Here is an 18,782-nt window from a genome sequence, read left to right on the forward strand (position 1 = left end):
GTCGCCGAGCGTAACGTCACCGCGAAAAATCGCGCCGGAAATCGCCGTGGCGTTACGTTCGCGGCGAGGATCCGCGCTGCGGACCGCATCGTCGCCGAGCTAAGGTCACGGCTCATGGAGCCGGTGCCTCCGCCCAATCGGGTGCTGACCGTACCCAACGCGCTGAGCGCTATCCGCCTGGTGCTCATCCCGGTGTTCGTCTACGTCCTGCTGTTCGCGCACGCGAACGGCTGGGCGGTGGCCATCCTGATGTTTAGCGGCGCCTCGGACTGGGCCGACGGCAAGATCGCCCGGTTGCTCGACCAGTCCTCGCGGCTCGGCGTTCTGCTCGATCCGGCGGTCGACCGCCTCTACATGGTGACCGTCCCCGTCGTGATGGCGCTGGGCGGGATCGTGCCGTGGTGGTTCGTCGTGACCCTGCTGGCCCGCGACGGGCTGCTGGCCGCGTCGCTGCCGCTGCTCCGCAGCCGCGGCTTGTCGGCGCTGCCGGTGACCTACGTCGGCAAGGCCGCGACGTTTGCGTTGATGTCCGGCTTTCCGTTGGTCCTGCTGGGAACGGGCGGCGCGTTGTGGAGCCGGGTGCTCAGGGCCTGTGGCTGGGGCTTTTTGGGCTGGGGTTTGTACGCGTACCTGTGGGCGTTCGTGCTGTATGCGGTGCAGATGACGTTGGTCGTGCGCCGGATGCCCAAGCTCACACGCCTCGCCCGTCAGCCCGTCGCCCGCAAAGCGGGTGAGGATGGCTGACACCGACCGCCTGCTCGGCGGCTACGACCCCAACGCCGGCCGCAGCGCCCACGCCGCGGCCCGGCCGCAACTGATCCCGGTGCCCTCCCTGCTGCGGGCGTTGCTGTCGGAGCATCTGGATCCGGGTTACGCCGCGGCCGCGGCCAAACGCGGCGGCGCCGCCGAGCCGCAAAACGGGCGGGAACGCGCTTTCGGCTGGCTGTGGCAGGCGATGGCGGCGCTGCTGATCGCCGCGGTGTTCGCCGCGGCGGTGGCGCAGGCCCGCTCGGTTGCGCCCGGGGTGCGCAGCGAGCAGCAGCTGCTGGTGCAAACCGTGCGTTCGGCGGAAACCGCGGCCGCCAAGTTGGCTCAACAGCGCGGCGCGCTGTCGACCCGGGTCGACGACGTGCAGCGACTCGCGCTGGCGGACAACGCCGAGGGGCGGCGGCTGCTGACCCGCCTCGACGCGCTGAGCCTCGCGGCGGCCAGCACACCGGTCATTGGCCCCGGTCTGACGGTGACCGTGACCGATCCCGGTGTCGGCCCGAACCTTTCGGACGTGTCCAAGCAGCGGGTGGCCGGCAGCAGGCAAATCATCCTGGACCGCGACCTGCAGCTCGTCGTCAACTCGTTGTGGGCGAGCGGCGCCGAGGCCATCTCGGTCGGCGGCGTCCGGATCGGGCCGAACGTGACCATCCGGCAGGCCGGGGGAGCGATCCTGGTCGACAACAATCCCACCGCCAGCCCCTACACCGTCCTCGCGGTCGGGCCGGCGCACGCGATGCGAGACGCCTTCGACCACAGCCCGGGGCTGCAGCGCCTCAGGCTGCTCGAGGCCTCCTACGGTGTCGTCGTCACCGTGAACGTCGCCGACGGCCTGTCACTGCCCGCCGGATCGATCCGGGACGTCAAGTTCGCCAAACAGATTGGGCCCCAGTGAGAAAACCCCTTGCGAGGACGGAAAACCAAGCATGATCGGTATCGCGGCGCTGGCGGTTGGCATCGTGCTGGGCCTGGTCTTCCACCCCGCCGTGCCCGAGGTCATCCAGCCCTATTTGCCGATCGCGGTGGTCGCGGCGCTCGATGCGGTGTTCGGCGGGCTGCGTGCCTACCTCGAGCGGATCTTCGACCCGAAGGTCTTCGTGATTTCGTTCGTGTTCAACGTCTTCGTCGCCGCACTGATCGTCTACGTCGGCGACCAACTGGGCGTGGGCACGCAGTTGTCCACGGCCATCATCGTGGTACTGGGCATCCGAATCTTCGGCAACGCCGCCGCGCTGCGGCGCCGGCTGTTCGGGGCGTGAGCGTGAGCCAGGACCCGCCAGACCGCGCCGCCGAAAACCGTGACGCGCCAATCCGCCACGATCACCCCAACGCCGATCCCCAGGCGAGCGACAGCGCCCAGCGTGGCCGTCACGAGCTGCCGGCGAAACGTCCGCGGCCCGAGATCGGGTCGGTGCGCCGCACCGGATTGTCCGCACTGCTGCACGGCGGTCGCTCCCGCCTGGTCTTCGGAACGCTGGCGGCGGTGCTGTGCCTGGTCTTGGGGATCGCCATCGTCACCCAGGTCCGCCAGACCAAGTCGGGCGATTCGCTGGACACGGCGCGGCCCGCGGACCTGTTGGTGCTGTTGGATTCGTTGCGGCAGCGCGAGGCCACGCTCAACACCGAAGTGAGCGAACTGCAGGACACGCTGAATTCGTTGCAGGCCTCCGGCAACAGCGATCAGGCCGCCATCCAGAGCGCCCAGGCCAGGCTGGCCGCGCTATCCATCCTGGTCGGCACCGTCGGCGCGACAGGGCCGGGCGTCACCGTCACGATCGAAGACCCCGGGCCAGGTGTGTCACCGGAAGCGATGCTCGACGTGGTCAACGAGTTGCGTGCCGCCGGCGCCGAGGCGATCGAGATCAACGATGCACACCAGTCCGTGCGGGTGGGTGTCGACACCTGGATAGTGGGTACACCCGGGTCGCTGACCATCGACGGCAAGGCACTGTCGCCCCCGTATTCGATTCTGGCGATTGGCGATCCGCCGACGCTGGCCGCGGCAATGAACATTCCCGGCGGTGCGGAGGACAGCGTCAAGCGGGTCGGCGCGCGGATGTCCGTGCAGCAGGACGACCGAGTGGACGTGACCACCTTGCGACAACCAAAACCGCACCAATACGCTCAGCCCGTCAAGTGAACTTGCCTTGTTAGCAGCGACCAGAACAGGATCACCCCGTGAGCGATGTCCCGTCCGATCTGCACTACACCGCCGAACACGAGTGGGTCCGACGAAGCGGTGATGACACCGTGCGGGTCGGGATCACCGACTTCGCGCAGTCGGCACTGGGCGATGTGGTTTTCGTTCAGCTGCCCGACGTGGGCACCGAGGTGACCGCGGGCGAATCCTTCGGCGAAGTGGAGTCGACGAAATCGGTGTCGGACCTGTTCGCGCCCGTCTCGGGCACGGTGTCGGCGGTCAACTGCGATTTGGAAGGCAGTCCGCAGCTGGTCAACTCCGACCCATACGGGGCCGGCTGGCTGCTGGATGTCCGGGTGTCGGATGCCGCCGAGCTCGAGTCGGCGATTTCCGCACTGCTTGACGCCGACGCCTACCGCGGAACACTGACCGAATGACGATTGCTAATGTGCCTGCCAACCCGCGCGGCGATGCGGGTAGCGCGGCTGGCCCAACATGGGCTGGGGGTACGCCCGCACAGCTGGGCGGCATCCCCGCCCACTTGTGGTGGCAGCCCGGCAACCGGAGCCCGATCCTCCGGTGGTGGGCCCATTGCGGACCGGTGCGCGGTACGGTCGATACATCGAGATCTGAGGACATCAGAGGACATGAGAAAGCACCAGACAGGCCAGTAATCAGCGGTACGGGGCGAAGAAACCTAGCGGGAAGCCGGCCGAACGGCCCGGTCAGATAACGCCACAGCGGCCAGTGAGGAGCAGCGCGTGACGGACATGGACTCAGGAAGACAGCAGGACCAGACTTCTGACGAAGTCACAGTGGAGACGACGTCGGTCTTCCGCGCCGACTTCCTCAACGAGCTGGACGCTCCCGCGCAAGCGGGGGCCGAGAGCACGGTATCCGGGGTCGAAGGACTCCCGGCCGGCTCGGCGTTGCTGGTCGTCAAACGAGGGCCAAACGCTGGATCGCGGTTCCTGCTCGACCAGCCCATCACGTCCGCCGGCCGGCACCCCGACAGCGACATCTTCCTCGACGACGTCACCGTCAGCCGTCGTCACGCCGAATTCAGATTGGAAAACAACGAATTCCATGTCGTTGACGTCGGTAGCCTCAATGGCACCTACGTCAACCGCGAGCCCGTGGACTCTGCAGTGCTCGCGAACGGTGACGAAGTGCAGATCGGCAAGTTCCGCCTGGTGTTTTTGACCGGGCCCAAGCAAGGCGACGACGATGGAGGGTCTTCGGGCTAGTGAGCGCACCCGATAGCCCGGCGCTGGCCGGGATGTCGATCGGGGCGGTCCTGGAGCTGCTGAGGCCGGATTTTCCCGATGTCACGATCTCCAAGATTCGTTTCTTGGAGGCCGAGGGACTGGTGACGCCGCAACGCGCCGCGTCCGGATACCGGAGGTTCACCGCATACGACTGCGCTCGGCTGCGATTCATCCTCACCGCCCAGCGGGATCACTACCTGCCGTTGAAGGTGATCAGGGCACAGCTGGACGCCCAGTCCGACGGCGAGCTGCCGTCGATCGGATCGCCTTATGGCGTACCGCGATTGGTGTCGGTGGCGGACAGCGGAGACGTCGGCGTCGGACCCGAGACCGGGTCCGACGCGGCGGCGGTGGCTCCCACCCGCGTCCGGCTGAGCCGAGAAGACCTGCTGGAGCGCTCGGGTGTGGACGACGAACTCCTGACGGCGCTGCTCAAAGCCGGAGTGATCACGACCGGCCCGGGCGGTTTCTTCGACGAACACGCCGTCGTCATCCTGCAATGTGCGCGGGCGTTGTCCGAATACGGTGTCGAGCCGCGGCATCTGCGCGCCTTCCGCTCGGCGGCCGACAGGCAGTCCGATCTGATCGCCCAAATCGCCGGGCCGGTAGTCAAAGCCGGCAAGACCGGCGCCCGCGATCGCGCCGATGACTTGGCGCGTGAGGTGGCGGCGCTTGCCATCACACTGCACACCTCGCTGATCAAGTCTGCCGTTCGCGACGTTCTGCATCGCTGAGGATTAGACTTCGTGAGACGGCTCGGTGCGTCGCCGCATCGAGCGTGAGTGAGACCCACGGCGGCACGTGCGGAGGGCAGACACAGATGGGCGAAGTTCGTGTTGTCGGCATTCGCGTAGAGCAGCCGCAGAACCAACCGGTGCTGTTGCTGCGCGAAGCCAACGGTGACCGGTACCTGCCGATTTGGATCGGTCAGTCGGAAGCTGCCGCCATCGCGCTTGAGCAGCAAGGCGTTGAACCACCTCGCCCGCTGACGCACGATCTGATCAGGGATCTGATTGCGGCGCTTGGGCATTCGCTGAAAGAGGTGCGGATCGTCGATCTGCAGGAAGGCACTTTTTACGCCGACCTGATCTTCGACCGCAACATCACCGTTTCGGCGCGCCCCTCGGACTCGGTGGCGATAGCACTGCGGGTAGGCGTTCCGATCTACGTCGAGGAGGCGGTGCTTGCCCAAGCCGGGCTGCTGATCCCCGACGAGAGTGACGAAGAGGGCAACACCGCCGTCCGGGAGGACGAGGTCGAGAAATTCAAAGAATTTCTCGACAGCGTGTCTCCCGACGATTTCAAGGCCACTTAACCGACCCCGCGCCCCCGGTGGCGAGCAGACGCAGACTCGCACAAACCCTGCCGAAATGATGCGATTCCGCGACTGCTCGGCGCATGGCGACATCACGGATGCGTCTCATCTGGAACGACACGCCTGGCGGATAGCGCGCCCACTTAGCCCCGCGGCGGCCATACTTTGATCACGACTAAGGCGCGGTAGCTATTAAACAGCGTAAGCTCTCTAGCACTCGGGCCTGAGCAAACGCGGCTGCGGAAGCAGCCGGTGACGAGAGCGCGATCGGCGAGAGGAACCCACCGTGAGCGAGCAGCCACGTCAAGAGCAGCTGGACCTAGCTGACCGCGCGGACGCCACGACGGACCACGGCGGCGCCGCCCCGGCTGAACCCGTGCAACCGGGGCTGTTCCCCGACGATTCCGTGCCCGACGAGCTGGTGGGCTACCGCGGGCCGAGTGCCTGCCAGATCGCCGGCATCACTTACCGCCAGCTCGACTACTGGGCACGCACGTCGCTCGTCGTGCCGTCGATCCGCAGCGCGGCGGGCTCCGGTAGCCAGCGGCTCTATTCGTTCAAGGACATCCTGGTTCTCAAGATCGTCAAGCGGTTGCTCGACACCGGCATTTCACTGCACAACATCCGGGTCGCCGTCGACCACCTACGTCAACGCGGCGTGGGGGATCTGGCCAACATCACCCTGTTCTCCGACGGCACCACGGTTTACGAGTGCACGTCGGCCGAAGAGGTCGTCGACCTGTTGCAGGGCGGGCAGGGTGTGTTCGGCATCGCGGTGTCCGGCGCGATGCGCGAGCTGACCGGCGTTATCGCGGACTTTCCTTGCGAGCGTGCCGACGGCGGCGAGTCGATCGCCGCTCCGGAGGACGAGCTAGCCTCCCGGCGCAAGCATCGCGACCGCAAGATCGGCTAATTTTCTGGCCGCGAGCGTGCGCAGTTGTACAGCCGTAACGGCGTGTCCCTGCACAAACACGCACGCTCGCGGTGGGGCGGGACCGGCCCTGGGTAGACTGGGCGACGCATCGCACTCGGGCGGGAGAGTCCCGTGACTGCCAGTCATGGGCGCCGAAGGAGCAATACCTCTCCGTCAACCTCTCAGGCACCCGGACCGCGCGAGTTAACGATGCCTCTGGAAAGCGGTGGAGGTCCGTAGCGGGTCCACACCCGCCGATGGGGAAAGGCGCTCAGGCACTAACCGGCGCCGAATCTCTCAGGCGCCTGGCGAACGGGTGAAGACAGAGGGAGAGGGCCGCTAGTCCGCCAGTCCTCTGCCGTGTCAGGAGTTTCGCCCGTGCCCGACCAATCAACCTTCGCAGCCCGGCACATCGGTCCGGACAGCCAGGCCGTCACGGCCATGCTCGCCATGATCGGTGTCGACTCGCTGGACGAGCTGGCGTCCAAGGCGGTTCCGGCGGGCATCCTGGACAGGCTCACCGACAGTGCCGCGCCGGGTTTGGACAGCTTGCCGCCGGCCGCCAGCGAGGCCGAGGCGTTGGCAGAGCTGCGGGCGCTGGCCGACGCCAACACCGTCGCCGTGTCGATGATCGGGCAGGGCTACTACGACACGCTCACGCCGCCGGTGTTGGTGCGCAACATCATGGAAAACCCGGCCTGGTACACCGCCTACACGCCCTACCAGCCCGAGATCAGCCAGGGCCGGCTGGAGGCGCTGCTGAACTTTCAGACCATGATCGCCGACCTCACCGGCCTCGAGGTCGCCAACGCGTCGATGCTCGACGAGGGGACCGCGGCCGCCGAGGCGATGACGCTGATGCACCGCGCGGCTCGTGGCTCAGGGAACCGGCTGGCCGTCGACTCCGATTTGTTCACCCAGACCGCGGCGGTCCTGGCCACCCGCGCCCGGCCGCTGGGCATCGAGATCGTCACCGCCGATTTGCGTGACGGCCTGCCCGACGGCGACTTCTTCGGCGTCATTACCCAGCTGCCCGGCGCCAGTGGCCGGATCACCGACTGGGCGGGCCTGGTGTCGCGGGCGCACGACCGCGGCGCGCTGGTCGCCGTCGGCGCCGACCTGTTGGCGCTGACGCTGATCGCCCCGCCCGGTGAGATCGGCGCCGACGTGGCGTTCGGCACTACCCAAAGGTTCGGTGTGCCAATGGGATTCGGCGGCCCGCACGCCGGTTACCTGGCGGTGCACGCCAAGCACGCCCGTCAGCTGCCGGGACGGCTGGTCGGGGTGTCGCTGGATGCCGACGGTTCGCCGGCCTATCGGCTGGCGCTGCAGACCCGCGAGCAGCACATCCGCCGCGACAAGGCGACCAGCAACATCTGCACAGCGCAGGTGCTGCTGGCGGTGATGGCCGCGATGTACGCGAGCTACCACGGCGCCGACGGGCTGACCGCCATCGCCCACCGCGTGCACGCCCACGCCGAGACCATTGCCGCCGCACTGGGCTCGGCGCTGGTGCACGACACGTTCTTCGACACCGTGTTGGCGCGGGTCCCGGGGCGCGCCGACGAGGTGCTGGCCGCGGCCAAGGCTCACGGTGTGAACCTGTGGCGCATGGACGCCGACCACGTGTCGGTGGCCTGCGACGAGGCCACCACCGACGCCCACGTCGCCATCGTGCTGGAGGCCTTTGGCGTGGCCGCCGCCGAACCGGTCGGCGGCGATATCGCGACCCGCACGTCGGAGTTCCTCACCCATCCCGCGTTCACGCAGTACCGCACCGAGACGGCGATGATGCGCTACCTGCGCGCGCTGGCGGACAAGGATATCGCCTTGGACCGCAGCATGATTCCGCTCGGCTCGTGCACGATGAAGCTCAACGCCGCCGCCGAGATGGAACCGATCACCTGGCCGGAATTCGCCCGCCTGCACCCCTTCGCCCCGGCGTCCGACACCCCGGGACTGCGCCGGCTGATCGCCGACCTGGAGGGCTGGCTGGTGGCCATCACCGGCTACGACGCGGTGTCGCTGCAGCCCAACGCCGGCTCGCAGGGGGAGTACGCCGGCCTGCTGGCGATCCACGACTACCACGCCAGCCGCGGCGAACCGCACCGCGACGTCTGCCTGATCCCATCCAGCGCGCACGGCACCAACGCCGCGTCGGCCGCGCTGGCCGGGCTGCGGGTGGTGGTCGTCGACTGCCGCGACGAGGCCGGTCGGGCTGGCGACGTCGACCTCGACGACCTGCGGGCCAAGGTGGCCGAGCACGCCGACCGGCTGGCGGCGTTGATGGTCACCTATCCGTCCACGCACGGCGTCTACGAGCACGACATCGCCGAGATCTGCGCGGCGGTGCACGACGCCGGCGGCCAGGTCTACATCGACGGCGCCAACCTCAACGCGCTGGTCGGCCTGGCCCGGCCCGGGAAGTTCGGCGGCGACGTCAGCCACCTGAACCTGCACAAGACGTTCTGCATCCCGCACGGCGGCGGCGGGCCGGGCGTCGGTCCGGTGGTGGCGCGCTCGCATTTGGCCCCGTTCCTGCCGGGCCACCCGTACGCCCCGGAACTGCCTGGGGGGCATCCGGTGTCGTCGGCGCCGTACGGGTCGGCCTCGATCCTGCCGATCACCTGGGCCTACATCAGGATGATGGGCGCCGAGGGACTGCGGACGGCCTCGCTGACCGCGATCGCCTCGGCCAACTACATTGCTCGCCGGCTCGACGAGTACTTCCCGGTGCTCTACGCCGGCGAGAACGGCATGGTGGCCCACGAGTGCATCCTCGACCTGCGGGGCATCACCAAGTCGACCGGCGTGACCGTCGATGATGTCGCGAAACGCTTGGCGGACTACGGCTTTCATGCGCCCACCATGAGCTTCCCGGTCGCCGGCACGCTCATGGTGGAGCCCACCGAGAGCGAGAGCCTGACCGAGGTCGACGCGTTCTGCGAGGCCATGATCGCCATCCGCGGCGAGATCGACAAAGTGGCGGCCGGGCAGTGGCCCGTGGACGACAGCCCGCTGCGCGGCGCGCCGCACACCGCCGAGTGCCTGCTGGTCGCCGACTGGGATCACCCCTACACCCGTGAAGAGGCGGCTTATCCGCTGGGCACGCACTTCCGGCCTAAGGTGTGGCCGCCGGTGCGTCGCATCGACGGCGCTTACGGCGACCGCCACCTGGTCTGCTCGTGCCCGCCGGTGGAGGCGTTCGCCTAACGAGCTCGGGCACCCCCGCTTGCGAACGTAACGCCACTGCGAAACTCGGCGCGGTTTTTCGCAGCCGCGTTACGCTGGCCGCTCTCAGCTCAAGCTCTCAGCTCAAGCTCTCAACTCAGGAACGTGTTGATCGCCGTGGCGAGGTCGGGGGACGCCGACGTGGCGAGGTTCTGATAGCCCCCGCCGCTGAGCCGGGCGACGGCCTCCCACGTGGCCCGGTCCGGGTCGGCACCGAAGTCGATGACGTTGATCGCGATGGGTTTGGCCGGGTCGGCGCTTTTGCGGACGAAATCCTGCAGCCCCGGCCCGTCCAGCGTTTGGTCGGTATGCGGTCCGGCCGTGATCAGCAATATCGAATTCGCTTGGCCAGCACGGTAATTCGTCTGCATGTCCTGGTAGATCATGCGCAGCGTGGTAAACGACACCGCGCCGCCGGCCGACGAATACTGCTTGTCCAACGCGGCCGCCAGCGCCGCCGAGCGCGGCTGGCCACCGGTGGGATTGACGGGGTCGGCCAGCGGCCCGCCCGTCACCTCCGAGCGACCCTCGTGGCCGTCGAACGTCCACAGCCCCACGACGGCGGTGGGCGGCAGCGCTTTGATCTTGTCCTCGAGCGCCGCGATGACGTTGGCCAGCCGCGTCTTTCCGCCTTCCTCGGTGGGCATCGACTGGTCGAGCATGATGGTCGCGGCCAGTCCGCTCGACGGGGCGGCCATGGCTTCGGCCAGCGTGGCGCGCACCGCATCGTCGCCCACCGACAGGGCGGAGGGCAGCGCCGCAAACCGGGCGACCGGGCTGCTCGGCGGTTTGACCCCGTTGACCCGGAAGCCGGCCTTGGCCAGCTTCGCGAGTTGCTCGGGTTTGTGCATGAAGCGGGCGAACTCGCTGGCCGCCGACGTCTGCTCCGGTGTCAGCCATGAGCCGCTGAGCAGCACCGTGGGATAGTCGGCGACCGGCGCCGGCCCGGGCGGTAGCCAGGAGCCCAGCGTGCCCTTGGCATCCGGCAACGACTGGCCGCGCTGGAACAGCTGCTGCTCGGTGGTGATCACCGCGTGCACCGGCGCGGTCGCCGCGTCACCGGGCTTGAGCAGCGTGTTCATCGCCTCGGCCAGCGAGTTGTCCGCCAGCTTGGGTTGCGCGCTCAGCAGCGTGCGCACCGCGCCGGTGCCCTGTGTCGCCGGTGCGCCGGCGGGCACCGACGCGGCCGCCACCGCCTCCCCGGCCAGAAACGACGCGTCACCGTTGCCGTTCATCGGCAGCGCCAGTCGCAGCGATCCCCACGCCGGCAGGTTCAACCCGGCCAATGCGTTCGGATCGGTTTGCAGGCCGGGTAGCGCCGCCCAGTTCTGGTTGGCCAGGGCGGATGCGAGTTCCGGCCGGACGGCGAGCATGACCGGCGACGTCACCAGCGAACGGCTGTCGGTGATCGTTTTCTGGGCCGTGGCGGCGGCGAGCCGCGCGACGGAGATCGAGCTGCCCGGGATCCACAGCGCGGGCTGGCCGCCCAGTTCGGCCGGCCACTTGCCGATGAACCCGCCGAGGACGGCGTCGGAGCCGGCCGGTTTGACGCTCACCACCATGCAGTGGTCACCGATCGGGCCGGCCGACGAGTTGTAGCTTTCCGCGAGCTGCTGAACGGGGTCGGCGATCGATGGGTCGGCAACGACGGCGACCGTCTCCTTGCCTCCGACGCAGCGCACGGCGGCCCGGTGCGAGCGGTTGGACAACGCGTCACCGAAGAAGCTCCAGAGGATCACGGTGCCTATCACCACGACGACGGCGATGAGGGCCACGATCACCCCGATGCTGACTCCCCGGCGCCCGCCGTCGCTGCGGTGACCGCCCCGCCAGTCGCCAAGGCCCCGGTGGCCGGCGCGGAACAACGACGGTGGGGGCGCCGGCGGCTCGGAGCCCGCCGCGGCCGCCGGCCGCGGCGGAAACTCGGGATATTCGTCTGCAGCGCCGACGTCGGCGGGGTGGGGCTCGTCGCCGGTGGGGAAGTCCTCGTCCGAGTAGTAGCCGTAATCGGCCGGCGGTTCGGGGTATCCCGCCGCGTGGTGGTGGCCGGTGTCGTCGCCACGATCGGCATCGTCGGCGGGGTATTCGTCGGCCGGCTGGTCGACGGAATCCCCGGGGTCGGGCATGCTGTGCCTACCCATACCGGTGCCCGCCGCCTTTCCGTCGAACCATCGCCTGACCTGTGGTGGACCCGGCGCAGATTTTAGTCATCACCCGCATACCGCACGACAAGCCGGGTTTCAGGCGCCAAAGCGGGCCTTGAACTCGCGCCGGCGCCGATGCAGGATCGGCTCGGTGTAGCCGTTGGGCTGCTGTGTTCCGGACAGGATCAGCTCCTGGGCGGCCAAAAAGGCGATGCTGTCGTCGAAGTTGGGCGCCATCGGCCGATACGCCGCGTCGCCGGCGTTCTGCCGATCCACCATCGGGGCCATGCGCTCCAGGCTGGCCCGCACATCCTCGCTGGTGATCACGCCGTGGCGCAGCCAGTTGGCCAGCAGCTGGCTGGAGATCCGCAGCGTGGCGCGGTCCTCCATGAGGGCCACGTTGTGGATGTCGGGCACCTTGGAGGACCCGACGCCCTGGTCGATCCAGCGCACCACGTAGCCGAGGATGGACTGGCAGTTGTTGTCGACCTCCTCGCGGATCTCCTCGGGCGCCCAGGCCAGCTCCTTGGCCAGCGGAATGGTCAGCAGCTGTTCGATCGTGGTCCGTTTCTTGCCGGCCAATTCCCGCTGCACGGCGGCCACGTCGACCTGGTGGTAGTGCAGGGCGTGCAGGGTGGCCGCGGTCGGCGAGGGCACCCAGGCGGTGCTGGCGCCCGCGCGGGGCTGGGCGATCTTCTGCTCGACCATGTCGGCCATCAACTCCGTCATGGTCCACATGCCCTTGCCGATCTGGGCGTGACCGGCGAAGCCGGCGGCCAGGCCGACGTCGACGTTGTTGTCCTCGTAGCCCAGGATCCACGGCTGGCTCTTCATCGTGCCCTTGCGCACCATCGGGCCGGCCTCCATCGAGGTGTGGATCTCGTCGCCGGTGCGGTCCAGAAAACCGGTGTTAATAAAAACGACACGATCCGCTACCGCCTTGATGCACGCCTTCAGGTTGACGGTCGTGCGCCGCTCCTCGTCCATGACGCCCACCTTGATGGTGGTCTGCGGCAGGCCGAGCACGTCCTCGACACGACTGAACAGCTCGGCGGTGAACGCGACCTCGTCGGGACCGTGCATCTTGGGCTTGACGACGTAGATGGAGCCGGTACGGCTGTTGACCAGCGGCCCGTTGGCCCCGTCGTTGTCCGAGCCGGCCTTCAGCCCGTGGATCGCGGCCAGGCCGGTGAACAGCGCGTCGATGATGCCCTCGAACACCTCTTTTTCTTCGTCGCCCTCGCTCACCACGATCGCGTCGGTGGTCATCAGGTGGCCGACGTTGCGGACGAACAGCAGCGCGCGTCCGGGCAGCACCAGCTCGCCGCCGTCGGGCGTGGTGTAGCGGCGGTCCTGGCTGAGCACCCGGGTGAAGGTTTTGCCGTCCTTGTCCACCTCCGCGGCCAGGTCACCCCTGTTCAGGCCCAGCCAGTTGCGGTAGGCGCGGGTCTTGTCGTCGGCGTCGACGGCGGACACGGCGTCCTCGAAGTCGATGATCGTGGTGATCGCCGACTCCAGGTCGACGTCCTTGATCCCCGCGCGGTCGGTCTTGCCGATCGGTGACTCGGGGTCGATCAGGATGTCGACGTGCAGGCCGTGGTTGACCAGCAACACCGACTCCGGCGACTCCGCCTCGCCCGTGTAGCCGGCGAACTGGCCGGGGTCGGCCAGCCCGGCGGTGCCCTCCGCCAACGCCACCACCAGTTGGCCGTCCTCGACCCTGAAACCGGTGGCGTCGGCGTAGGAACCCGACGACAGCGGTACCGCCTGGTCGAGGAACTTGCGGGCGTAGGCGATCACCTTGTCGCCGCGGACCTTGTTGTAGGTGGTTCCCTGTTCGGCGCCGTCGGTTTCCGGGATGACGTCGGTGCCATACAGGGCGTCGTAGAGCGAACCCCAACGGGCGTTGGCCGCGTTGAGCGCGAACCGGGCGTTAGTCACCGGCACCACCAGCTGCGGTCCGGCCGTCGTGGTGATCTCGGGGTCGACGCCGGACGTGGTGATGGTGAAGTCGTCGGGTTCGGGTAGCAGGTAGCCGATTTCGGTGAGGAACTGCCGGTAGGCCTCCGCGTCGATCGGCTCGATCACGCGATGCCGGTGCCACTTGTCGATCTGGGCCTGCAGCTCATCGCGACGGTTCAGCAGGTCGCGGTTCTTCGGCGTGAGGTCGGTGACGACCTTGTCGACTCCCGCCCAGAAGCTGTCCGGGTCGATGTCGGTGCCGGGCAGGGCCTCGTTGTTCACGAAGTCGTAGAGCACTCGGGCCACGCGCAAGTTCCCTACCGACACGCGATCAGTCATGTTTCTCCTCCGTATGGGCCAAGTAGAACCTCACCGGCCCCCAACAGGCATTGCTGTCAGCCTACCGACCGGCAGCCCGATGAACGTAATCCGGCCGACCCGCAACAGCAGGTCACGCCCCCTCTGACGGCCTCAGATGGCCTCTGACGGCCTCCGACGGCGTCGCGGCGAGCCCGTGCCCCAGCGCTTTTTGACTGGTAGCCGTTGGGAGATCATACGGGTCCGCCCGGCGGGCGGCCGCGCTATGTGTCGCGCACGGCGCCGACCAAGTCCTCGACCAGGTCTTCCATCGCCACCATCGCGATCACACCGCCATCACCGTCACCGTTGCTGTCGGTCACCAGCGCCAGATGGCTGTTGCTGCGGCGCATCCGCGACAGGGCGTCGGCCAGCGGCAGCGAGTTGGGAACCCGCGGCAGCGGTCGCACCAGCCCCGGGTCGATCACCGTCTCGGGGTCGTCGCCGAGCGTCAACACGTCCTTGATGTGCAGGTAGCCGACGAATTTGCCGTCGAGATCCGCGACGGGAAACCGGGAGTAGCCGGTCTGGGCCAGGGCCTGTTCGACCGCGCGGAGCGTCGGCCCCGACCCCGCCGCGGCCACCGGTACCGCACGCACGTCGGCGAGCGGAACTGCGACGTCGCCGACGACCCGGGTGCGGATTTGCAGCGCCCGGGTCAGCCTGCTGTGCTCCTCGCGATCCAGCAGGCCTTCCGACACCGATTCGGCGATCATCTCGCTCAGCTCGGCGGTGGAGACGGTTACGTCGAGTTCCTCCTTGGGCTGGACCCGCAGCGCACGCAGCACCAGGTTGGCGCATTGGTTGTAGAACACGATGAACGGCCGCGCCGCGCGCACATAGACCAGATAGGGCGGCACCAGCAGCATCGCCGTGCGCTCGGGGCCGGCCAGCGCGATGTTCTTCGGCACCATCTCGCCCAGCAGCACATGCAGCGTCACCACGATCGCCAGCGCGACCGCGAACGACAGCGTGCGCAGCAGCGCCGGGTGCATACCGGTCAGCCCAAGCGTCGTCCGCAGCAGGTGGGCGACCGCCGACTCGCCGATCCGGCCGAGCAGCAGCGACGCGACCGTCACGCCCAACTGGGCGCCGGCCAGCATGGACGGGAGCTGCTCACCGGCGCGGATGACCGTGACGGCCCTCGCCTTACCCTGCTCGGCCAGCGCTTGCAGGCGATCGCGCCGGGCCGAGATCAGCGAGAATTCCGCGCCGACGAAGAAAGCGTTGACCCCGATCAGCGCGATCGCCAGCAGGATTCCCAGGGTGTCGTTCATCGGTGGTCCCGCGGCGCGGCCGTTTCGGGGTGACCGCCCAGTTCTTTCAGCTCGAGCACGTCGATCCGGTGACCGTCCATCCGGACCACCGTCGCCCGCCAGCGCGCGGAGGTGTCCGGCAGGCCGTCCGGGTCCAGCGCGGTCAGCTCCACCGTCTCCCCGGCCACCGGGATGTGGCCGAGCTCGCGGAGCACCAGGCCGCCGATCGTCTCGTATGGCCCTTCGGGGGCTCGATAGCCGGTGGCGGCGGCCACCTCGTCGATGCGCAGCAGGCCCGATACCCGCCAGCCGCCGCCGTCCGCCACCACGTCCGGGGTGGCGTCGTCGTGTTCGTCGCGGACGTCGCCCACGATCTCTTCGATCAGGTCCTCGACGGTCACCATGCCCGCGGTGCCGCCGTACTCGTCGACGACCATCGCGGTTTGCAGGCTGTTGGCGCGGATCTCGGCCATCACCGCATCGCCGTCCAGCGTCGAGGGCACCACCGGAACGGGTTGTGCGACCGTGGTCAGCAGCGTGCGGGGGCGATCGGCCGCCGGGATCCCGAACACCTGCTTGACGTGCACAATGCCGACGGTCTCGTCGAGATCACCGTCGACCACCGGGAAACGGGAGAAACCGGACTCGGCGGCCGCGGCGACCAGGTCGGCAATGGTGTCGTCGGTCTGCAGCGCCACGATCTTGGACCTCGGCGTCATCAGTTCCTCGGCGGTCAGGGCGCCGAACTGCAACGATCGCCGCACCAGGGCCGCGGTGGCAGCGTCCAGGGTGCCGCTGCGCGCCGAGGTGCGCACCAGCGACAGCAGTTCCTGCGGTGACCGGGCCGACCGCAGCTCCTCGGCGGGCTCGATGCCCAGTTCGCGGACGATCCAGTTGGCCGCGCCGTTGGTCAGGCGGATCGCCGGCGTGAAGAGCACCGAGAACAGCAGCTGCGCCCCGGCGACCGCGCGGGCGGTGGCCAGCGGGCGCGCCACCGCGAGATATTTCGGCACCAGCTCGCCGAACACCATCGACACCGACGTCACGATCACCAGCGCGAGGAACGCCATGATCGCATCGCCCGCCGGGTCGGACATCCCGAGCGCGTCCAACCACGGATGCGGCAGGTTGGCCGTCATCGGTTCGGTCAGGTAGCCGATCACCAGGGTGGTGGTGGAGATGCCCAATTGAGCGCCCGAGAGCTGAAACGACAGCCTGCGTTGGGCGCGCAGGATGAAGCGGTCGCGGCGCCCGCCGCGGCGGGCGTTGGCCTCGACGATGCTGCGGTCCAGGGCGGTCAGCGAGAATTCGGCGGCGACGAAGACCGCGTTGCCGAACATGAGCAGCGCGATGGCCAGCACGCTGATCACGGTGACGGTGACGTTCATGGGTCACCCCGCCGCGGGGCCGATCGCGACGGCCGCCTCGCTGGAGGAGGCTCCGCATCGGGCGGCACGTCGATCCTTTCGCTGCCTGGGTACCGGAGCGGACGCGGTTGCTTCCGTCTTTGCTGCCCTATGGTATCGCCGGCTTGTCGCCGCCGGATCAACGACCGCTTCGGTCCACAAAGGCCGGGAAACGCCCGGCGGCCGGCCGCGCACGAGTATGGCTTGCCTAACCTTACTCCTGGGGCTCCGGTAGGCTTTGCGAACTATGGGCGAAGCCTCATCCAAGACCTCGTCGATGCCCGTCCTTCCGCGCGAGCGCTTCGATCTGCCCGACGCGATACGACATGTCGCCCGGCCGCCGGCCCCCTCGCTCGATCCGCCCTATGGGTTGCGCATCGCCGAGCCTTCGGACGCGGAGATGGTGTCCGAGTGGATGAACCGTCCGCACCTGGCGACGGCCTGGGAATACGACTGGCCGCCGGCGCGATGGCAGCAGCACCTGGGCGCGCAACTCGACGGAACCTATTCGCTGCCGCTTATCGGGAGCATGCGCGGGGTGGATCGCGCCTACCTCGAATTATATTGGAGCGCAAAGGATTTGATTTCCCGCCATTATGATGCCGACCCCTACGACCTGGGGCTGCACGCGGCCATCGCCGACGCGCGCCTGGTTAACCGGGGCTTCGGCCCGCTGCTGTTGCCGCGGATCGTGGCCAGCGTGTTCTCCGTGGAGCCGCGGTGCGGCCGGATCATGTTCGACCCCGATCACCGCAACACCGCCGCCCGCCGGCTCTGCGAGTACGTCGGATGCAAGTTCTTCGGCGAGCACGACGCACCCAACCGGCGGATGGCGCTTTACGCGTTCGAGCGTCCGATCAGCGTCGCGTAGCCGTCGTGGTCGGGTGTCATTCCGGCGGCCACTAATTCCCACAGGACCTCGTCGGTGCCGCCGCCGACGCGGGCGAGTTTCATGTCGCGCCACCACCTGCCCAGCGGCGTTTCGTCGACGAGGTAGCCCGACCCGCCGAAGATGTGCATGCACTCGGAGATCACTTCTTCGCCCAGCCGCGCCGCGGTCACCTTGACCCCGGCCGCCACGCGCAGATCCAGCCGCCCCTGGGCCGCGATCCCGTGCAGGGCGTGCCGCAGCAGGTCGACGCGGGCCTGCAGGTCGGCCATGCGCAGCCGCAACGCCTGGTGCTCGAACAGTGTGCTGCCGAACTGGCGTCGAACCATCATGCGGGCCAAGGTGATTCCGATCGCGCGCTGGCATGACGCCGCGATCTGCCCGGCGATCGACATCCGCTCGTGCGCCAGGCCCCAGCTGATGGCGGCCAGCCCGGTGCCGGCCCGGGCGACCAGCGCGTCGGCCGGCACCCAGGTGTCGATATGCACCGCGGCGGTGTCCAGCGGCGCCGCACCCACCTTGTTGTAGGACGGCTGCACGCTGACCTGGGCGGTCGGCACGGCTATCACCGCGACGTTGCCGTGCCTGCTGGACGGGTCGTGGTCGACGCTGCGCGCCACGACCATGATGTGGTCGGCGATGGGGGAAAGCGACACAAACTTTTTGATCCCCCGCACGTCGAAACCGCCGTCGCGGGAACGGATCTCAGTTTCGACGATCTGCAGATCGGATCCGCCCGATTCCTCCGAGGCCCCGATGCACAGCACCGCGTCGCCGCGGATCGCCCGCTCGCAGATGTCCTTGAGGTAGTCCGACTTGCCGAACCGGCGCAGGATGGCGATCGCTGAGTCGTGCAGGCTGACGCCCACACCGATGCCAGCCGAAGCCAGCCGACCCAGCGCGAAAGCGAGTTCGATCAGCTTGGCGACGTCGGGGAGCGGACCCGTCGACCATTTCTCGCTGAAGACGCCGCAGGCCCCCAGGTGTTCGATCAGTTCTCGCGGAAAGCGTTGCCGTGCTTCGGCTTCGGCCGTCCACTCCAACACCCGCGCGTTGAAGGCGTCGGAGAGCCGGGCGCGGTAGCCGTCGAGGCCGGTTTCGGATGCCCCCGATGTCTCGGTTGTCGTCGTCAT

At 68.4% G+C, this 18,782-nt stretch carries 16 protein-coding genes and 2 riboswitches; of the genes, 11 read left to right on the plus strand and 5 right to left on the minus strand.

What is annotated here, in order from left to right; genetic code table 11:
* Window positions 1–114 precede the first annotated feature (114 nt).
* The 10 genes from K3U93_RS12435 to gcvP all read left to right on the plus strand — a co-directional run bounded on the left by K3U93_RS12435 (window position 115) and on the right by gcvP (window position 9,617).
* Window positions 115–744 (plus strand): CDP-alcohol phosphatidyltransferase family protein, encoded by a 630-nt coding sequence (locus K3U93_RS12435; protein WP_083009640.1) that lies wholly within the window; start codon window positions 115–117, stop codon window positions 742–744.
* Window positions 737–1,663: a DUF881 domain-containing protein gene (locus tag K3U93_RS12440; protein ID WP_083009637.1), complete on the plus strand. Its 927-nt coding sequence runs from the start codon at window positions 737–739 to the stop codon at window positions 1,661–1,663. Before K3U93_RS12435 ends, K3U93_RS12440 begins: the two co-directional genes overlap by 8 nt.
* A 31-nt stretch (window positions 1,664–1,694) precedes the next feature.
* Window positions 1,695–2,027, plus strand: coding sequence for a small basic family protein (locus tag K3U93_RS12445; RefSeq protein ID WP_071512278.1), 333 nt, complete (start codon window positions 1,695–1,697; stop codon window positions 2,025–2,027).
* Window positions 2,028–2,029: 2 nt separating this feature from the next.
* Window positions 2,030–2,908 carry a DUF881 domain-containing protein gene (locus K3U93_RS12450; protein ID WP_139796783.1) on the plus strand — a complete coding sequence of 293 codons (879 nt, stop codon included), beginning with the start codon at window positions 2,030–2,032 and terminating at the stop codon, window positions 2,906–2,908.
* A gap of 38 nt (window positions 2,909–2,946) precedes the next feature.
* The gene (gcvH, locus tag K3U93_RS12455) at window positions 2,947–3,345 is read left to right on the plus strand and encodes a glycine cleavage system protein GcvH (protein ID WP_071512276.1); all 399 of its coding nucleotides are present in this window, start codon (window positions 2,947–2,949) and stop codon (window positions 3,343–3,345) included.
* Between the two features lie 333 nt (window positions 3,346–3,678).
* On the plus strand, window positions 3,679–4,155 hold the full coding sequence (garA, locus tag K3U93_RS12460; protein WP_420915416.1) for a glycogen accumulation regulator GarA: 477 nt from the start codon (window positions 3,679–3,681) through the stop codon (window positions 4,153–4,155).
* Window positions 4,155–4,910, plus strand: a complete 756-nt coding sequence (gene ftsR, locus K3U93_RS12465; protein WP_083009635.1) for a transcriptional regulator FtsR — start codon at window positions 4,155–4,157, stop codon at window positions 4,908–4,910. The genes garA and ftsR overlap by 1 nt, the downstream gene beginning before the upstream one ends.
* An 86-nt stretch (window positions 4,911–4,996) precedes the next feature.
* Window positions 4,997–5,491: a bifunctional nuclease family protein gene (locus K3U93_RS12470; RefSeq protein WP_071512273.1), complete on the plus strand. Its 495-nt coding sequence runs from the start codon at window positions 4,997–4,999 to the stop codon at window positions 5,489–5,491.
* Between the two features lie 286 nt (window positions 5,492–5,777).
* Complete coding sequence (locus tag K3U93_RS12475) at window positions 5,778–6,404, plus strand: MerR family transcriptional regulator (protein ID WP_071512272.1); 627 nt, start codon at window positions 5,778–5,780, stop codon at window positions 6,402–6,404.
* 110 nt (window positions 6,405–6,514) lie between these two features.
* A riboswitch (glycine riboswitch) is annotated at window positions 6,515–6,612 on the plus strand.
* Window positions 6,613–6,740: riboswitch (glycine riboswitch) on the plus strand. It begins immediately after the preceding riboswitch.
* Window positions 6,741–6,782: 42 nt separating this feature from the next.
* Window positions 6,783–9,617 carry an aminomethyl-transferring glycine dehydrogenase gene (gene gcvP, locus K3U93_RS12480; RefSeq protein WP_083009634.1) on the plus strand — a complete coding sequence of 945 codons (2,835 nt, stop codon included), beginning with the start codon at window positions 6,783–6,785 and terminating at the stop codon, window positions 9,615–9,617.
* A gap of 110 nt (window positions 9,618–9,727) precedes the next feature.
* Here the strand turns inward: gcvP and K3U93_RS12485 are convergent, their stop codons facing one another.
* The 4 genes from K3U93_RS12485 to K3U93_RS12500 form a co-directional block, all read right to left on the minus strand.
* Window positions 9,728–11,776, minus strand: a complete 2,049-nt coding sequence (locus tag K3U93_RS12485) for a substrate-binding domain-containing protein (RefSeq protein ID WP_083009633.1) — start codon at window positions 11,774–11,776, stop codon at window positions 9,728–9,730.
* Window positions 11,777–11,875: 99 nt separating this feature from the next.
* Window positions 11,876–14,080, minus strand: a complete 2,205-nt coding sequence (locus K3U93_RS12490; protein WP_071512269.1) for a malate synthase G — start codon at window positions 14,078–14,080, stop codon at window positions 11,876–11,878.
* A gap of 242 nt (window positions 14,081–14,322) precedes the next feature.
* Complete coding sequence (locus tag K3U93_RS12495) at window positions 14,323–15,375, minus strand: hemolysin family protein (protein WP_083009632.1); 1,053 nt, start codon at window positions 15,373–15,375, stop codon at window positions 14,323–14,325.
* A complete protein-coding gene (locus K3U93_RS12500) occupies window positions 15,372–16,742 on the minus strand; it encodes a hemolysin family protein (RefSeq protein WP_083009631.1) in 1,371 nt (456 codons plus the stop codon). The genes K3U93_RS12495 and K3U93_RS12500 overlap by 4 nt, the downstream gene beginning before the upstream one ends.
* Window positions 16,743–17,007: 265 nt before the next feature.
* On the opposite strand from K3U93_RS12500, the gene K3U93_RS12505 reads away from it, so the two are divergent.
* Window positions 17,008–17,631, plus strand: a complete 624-nt coding sequence (locus tag K3U93_RS12505) for a GNAT family N-acetyltransferase (protein ID WP_083009630.1) — start codon at window positions 17,008–17,010, stop codon at window positions 17,629–17,631.
* Here K3U93_RS12505 and mbtN read toward each other — a convergent pair.
* On the minus strand, window positions 17,598–18,782 hold the full coding sequence (gene mbtN / locus K3U93_RS12510; RefSeq protein ID WP_083009629.1) for a mycobactin biosynthesis acyl-ACP dehydrogenase MbtN: 1,185 nt from the start codon (window positions 18,780–18,782) through the stop codon (window positions 17,598–17,600). The genes K3U93_RS12505 and mbtN overlap by 34 nt on opposite strands.

It is taken from the genome of Mycobacterium malmoense (genome assembly GCF_019645855.1).
In the GTDB taxonomy this organism is placed as follows: Bacteria; Actinomycetota; Actinomycetes; order Mycobacteriales; family Mycobacteriaceae; genus Mycobacterium; species Mycobacterium malmoense.

Bases quoted from the DNA above. Each gene is read 5' to 3' on its own strand.
- K3U93_RS12435 (WP_083009640.1), top strand. From the start codon at position 115: ATGGAGCCGGTGCCTCCGCCCAATCGGGTGCTGACCGTACCCAACGCG.
- K3U93_RS12440 (WP_083009637.1), top strand. From the start codon at position 737: ATGGCTGACACCGACCGCCTGCTCGGCGGCTACGACCCCAACGCCGGC.
- K3U93_RS12445 (WP_071512278.1), top strand. From the start codon at position 1,695: ATGATCGGTATCGCGGCGCTGGCGGTTGGCATCGTGCTGGGCCTGGTC.
- garA (WP_420915416.1), top strand. From the start codon at position 3,679: ATGGACTCAGGAAGACAGCAGGACCAGACTTCTGACGAAGTCACAGTG.
- K3U93_RS12470 (WP_071512273.1), top strand. From the start codon at position 4,997: ATGGGCGAAGTTCGTGTTGTCGGCATTCGCGTAGAGCAGCCGCAGAAC.
- K3U93_RS12485 (WP_083009633.1), bottom strand. From the start codon at position 11,776: ATGGGTAGGCACAGCATGCCCGACCCCGGGGATTCCGTCGACCAGCCG.
- K3U93_RS12490 (WP_071512269.1), bottom strand. From the start codon at position 14,080: ATGACTGATCGCGTGTCGGTAGGGAACTTGCGCGTGGCCCGAGTGCTC.
- K3U93_RS12495 (WP_083009632.1), bottom strand. From the start codon at position 15,375: ATGAACGACACCCTGGGAATCCTGCTGGCGATCGCGCTGATCGGGGTC.
- K3U93_RS12500 (WP_083009631.1), bottom strand. From the start codon at position 16,742: ATGAACGTCACCGTCACCGTGATCAGCGTGCTGGCCATCGCGCTGCTC.
- K3U93_RS12505 (WP_083009630.1), top strand. From the start codon at position 17,008: ATGGGCGAAGCCTCATCCAAGACCTCGTCGATGCCCGTCCTTCCGCGC.
- mbtN (WP_083009629.1), bottom strand. From the start codon at position 18,782: ATGACGACGACAACCGAGACATCGGGGGCATCCGAAACCGGCCTCGAC.